This window comes from Frankia sp. Mgl5 (assembly GCF_023242985.1).
In the GTDB taxonomy this organism is placed as follows: domain Bacteria; phylum Actinomycetota; class Actinomycetes; order Frankiales; family Frankiaceae; genus Parafrankia; species Parafrankia soli.
In genome coordinates, this window is record NZ_JALKFY010000121.1 from 1 (window position 1) to 274 (window position 274).

A 274-nucleotide genomic window follows, 5' to 3' on the forward strand; every position below is an offset into this window, starting at 1 on the left:
TTGCTGCCATCTCCATATGCCCACAAACCTAAGCCGATCGGTGCGCCCGGAATGGTAACAGGCTGCGCGGCGATGCGTCCGTATGCAATCCGCACGTCGCTGGCCGGAGCATTAGCAAAGTTGTAGGCAAGCTTGGCCGCTTTTTTGGTTCGGTATACAGGCTCTGTGACTGTCGTGAACGAGCCGCTGGTATTAAGCGATGCCGGGTAGCCAGCGTGAGACATGCCTGTTTGGTTATCAAAGGTAAGCCAAGGTTGTTCGATCTGTCCAACGG

1 protein-coding gene is annotated in these 274 nt (G+C 55.5%); it reads right to left on the bottom strand.

All coding sequences use genetic code 11. The features are described 5' to 3' along the window. A partial coding sequence (locus MXD62_RS08635; RefSeq protein WP_248828866.1) for a hypothetical protein occupies positions 1 to 274 on the bottom strand: 274 nt, incomplete at both ends.